This window comes from Legionella yabuuchiae (assembly GCF_900640115.1).
In the GTDB taxonomy this organism is placed as follows: domain Bacteria; phylum Pseudomonadota; class Gammaproteobacteria; order Legionellales; family Legionellaceae; genus Legionella_A; species Legionella_A yabuuchiae.
Genome location: NZ_CAAAIW010000056.1, coordinates 1 through 2,759, shown reverse-complemented (window position 1 = coordinate 2,759; position 2,759 = coordinate 1). Strand labels below are relative to the sequence as shown.

Here is a 2,759-nt window from a genome sequence, read left to right as displayed (position 1 = left end):
TAATATAAGATCATGTTTGGGCACTTTAATCTCCTTTTGATCGCTAAATCAAGGAGTTAGTTTATACTAACTTGATTAAAGTGCCCCCTTAATTGGTGTAGACCCGATAAAACCCAAAAATTGGCCCATAAAATCAAAGGCGGTGCGGTTTACATTGGTGCCACAAAAATGAAAATGGCCTGCCAGTATTTTGAGCGTTATTGGAAAGCCGGTCAGCGTGAGATGCTTGAAAAACTTTACAGTCAGGCACGTACGGTCATCGATGAAAGTATGAAGGATTTTAACTTTTTTCTAAACACCAACAATTAACTTAACTATTGTGTAGAATATAAAGTTCTATTGGTTGGTCGGGCCAGTGGTCGGCTCTTCTTTATGTTCTTTATCTTCATTTTTCTTTCCTTCCACTGGGGTTGCAATAACCTGTTGGTATTTTTCTTTTATTTCTTTAAATTTTTCTTTATTAATTTCTTCTTCATTTTTACCAATATTTGCAAATAATTGCTTTATTCCATCAACAAAATCCTTCAAGCCTGAGAGAGCCTTTTGAAAGACATTTTGGTTTGGAATGACGTCAATTATTTTTGACTGCTTAGCCGAGTCTAATACTGTTTGCGCACTACCCTTCAACGCGGGCAAAAGCGCGGCGGCACTATCATGATTATTTTCTTTTAATTTTTGTTCTATATGGTTTATTTGGCTCAGTGCAGAATTGATTGCACCAACTAATCTACCAGCATCGTTTAGCAAGACTTTATCTTCATTTAATGTAGATTTTTGGGGGGGATTATCACAATATTTCCAAAATTCCGTGCCAGCATCAATATATGTTTGGTGACGATTCTCAATTAACTTACCGTTATTATCATAAGCCTGGATGGTGTAGGCTTTTTCAAGAAACGCAGATGGCTTCGTTGTATAGTCAACGTTAGATTGTTTATCTGAATCCAAGTTGTAACCACTAGCGTCATTAAATCCTGCATCAATAGTCTGGTAAAGCTCGTGCTTTAATGCTTCTAAATGCTTCTAAATGCTCTCGGGCTTCTTTCATATAAGCACTTAATTGCCCTTGATTAGCTTTTAGTGTTTCAGCATCTAATGATCCGAATTCATCCATTTCACCTAGGTTTGGCAAATTAATTTTATCTGTTTTAACTCGCATAATAATAGCACCAATATCATAACCTATATTTATTATAACCTGTGAATCTTAATTACACATTATGGTGGTAATTTGATTTCACCAAAATAACCTTCTTTGGATAAATAAAATTTTACGCTAACAATAAATAGCTAAAGTTATAAAGACTTATTCATTAAAGTTTTTTAACATTTGTGATTTTTCCCCTTCGACTTTAATCCACAAATTGGCCGTCGCACATGGTTATCAAATTGGATTCTTTTCCGCTCCAACTGATCATGTGCATGATCCGGCAGTAGCATTTTACCTCGGTCGGAGAGCTGAACCACATCGAGTTGGGGCAGGTCTCGCAGGCTGTTTTGATTTTTGGCTGGCGGGCCTTGTCTAATGATGACAGGGTTGGGCTTTTTTCTGATTGACTGGCCTCTTTCAATGGCTGCTCCAACAACTTCATCGCCTCTTGAAGTTCTTCTTCCATCATAAAGTCGGTCTCGTCTTGGTGGCTCATCGTTTTTCTCCTGTTCTGAAATCATTTTTTTGCGCTGAGTTTCCATCTCTGGATCAGCAAAAGTTATTGGGATGTTGTTTTGGGCGGTGATTTGAAGAATGATCGTTTTAAAAAGTGGCGAGCCATTCACTTGAATGCAATCGCCATAGCTCTGCTTGGCCATTTCAATGGCTTTTTTTAATGAAGCAATGGAGACACCTTTCGATATTTTAATTTCTTGGCCGTTGTTTCTGATGACCGATTGGCCCAATTTATAAATCTCAGTTCCTTCCTTCGTAATCGAATCAATTTGCTTAACATCAGCCGAAGAAAAAGCGGATGACACGCCAGATAAAGAATATTGATTCTGGTTTTTTCGGTTGCGATAACGAAGAGCCATTAAGGCATCCTTATCGCCAAGTTCGGCTTGATGTCGTAACCAGTCAGCCCAAGTTTTGTTTTGATGCAAATCAAGCAGATTTTTTCGTTCCTTGGCGTAATTTTGGCGTATTTTTTTAAGGTCTTTTAAAAGCGTTTTACTGATTTGCTGGTAAAGAAATTTTTTTGACGTCGGGATGCGTTCGTTAATTTCAAAGCAGCACGTTTGATTCGACCCCGTTTTTTAGCTTTAGCAATCAGTCTATTTTTGGCTTCATGCAGGTTTTTAAGTCAGGACTTACGCAAAACTCATCAAAACAGATGGACTTTTAAACTCTTGAATCAAATAATTAGGCAAGAGACTTTTCTTTATCTGATAGACAGTTTCTTTTGTTTTGTAAGCTCTTTGTTTCATTTTAACCCAAACAAGTAATGCGCAAGCAATATGATTTCTCTGTATACGTTGCTTTCGACACTCGCATTTTTCGACGCCAGTTAGCTGTTTAATTTCCCGATGAAACTGCTCAATATACCAGCGCATAGCACACACATTTTGAGTGTCATGACTGCAGTGTTGAGATGGGTCGTTAGTGGCCATATAATCAGTCCTGTTGGTAGAAACAGGCACGCGAAACAGTTTCATATAAAAATCACTAAGCATTCCCTTCAGCCGAATTTTTTTACCAAGTTTTAGTTCCTCTTCAGTCCAGCTAAGCTCAGTAACAGCCTCATAGTGTTCCTTGACACCAGCGGGCC

At 38.1% G+C, this 2,759-nt stretch carries 4 protein-coding genes and 1 pseudogene; 1 reads left to right on the top strand and 4 read right to left on the bottom strand.

Translation table 11 applies throughout. The features are described 5' to 3' along the window. The first annotated feature begins 120 nt into the window (after positions 1 to 120). Complete coding sequence (locus E1O47_RS11990; protein WP_341272538.1) at positions 121 to 309, top strand: Hpt domain-containing protein; 189 nt, start codon at positions 121 to 123, stop codon at positions 307 to 309. A 27-nt stretch (positions 310 to 336) separates the two neighbouring features. Here the strand turns inward: E1O47_RS11990 and E1O47_RS11985 are convergent, their stop codons facing one another. The 4 genes and pseudogenes from E1O47_RS11985 to E1O47_RS12345 all read right to left on the bottom strand — a co-directional run. Continuing rightward, positions 337 to 948, bottom strand: a complete 612-nt coding sequence (locus tag E1O47_RS11985) for a hypothetical protein (protein ID WP_133131469.1) — start codon at positions 946 to 948, stop codon at positions 337 to 339. A 31-nt stretch (positions 949 to 979) separates the two neighbouring features. Continuing rightward, a complete protein-coding gene (locus tag E1O47_RS11980; RefSeq protein ID WP_133131468.1) occupies positions 980 to 1,159 on the bottom strand; it encodes a hypothetical protein in 180 nt (59 codons plus the stop codon). Between the two features lie 164 nt (positions 1,160 to 1,323). Continuing rightward, positions 1,324 to 2,094, bottom strand: coding sequence for an LPD7 domain-containing protein (locus tag E1O47_RS11975; RefSeq protein ID WP_242602113.1), 771 nt, complete (start codon positions 2,092 to 2,094; stop codon positions 1,324 to 1,326). Between the two features lie 207 nt (positions 2,095 to 2,301). Further along, positions 2,302 to 2,759 (bottom strand): annotated as a pseudogene (locus E1O47_RS12345) (IS701 family transposase); the annotation flags it as partial.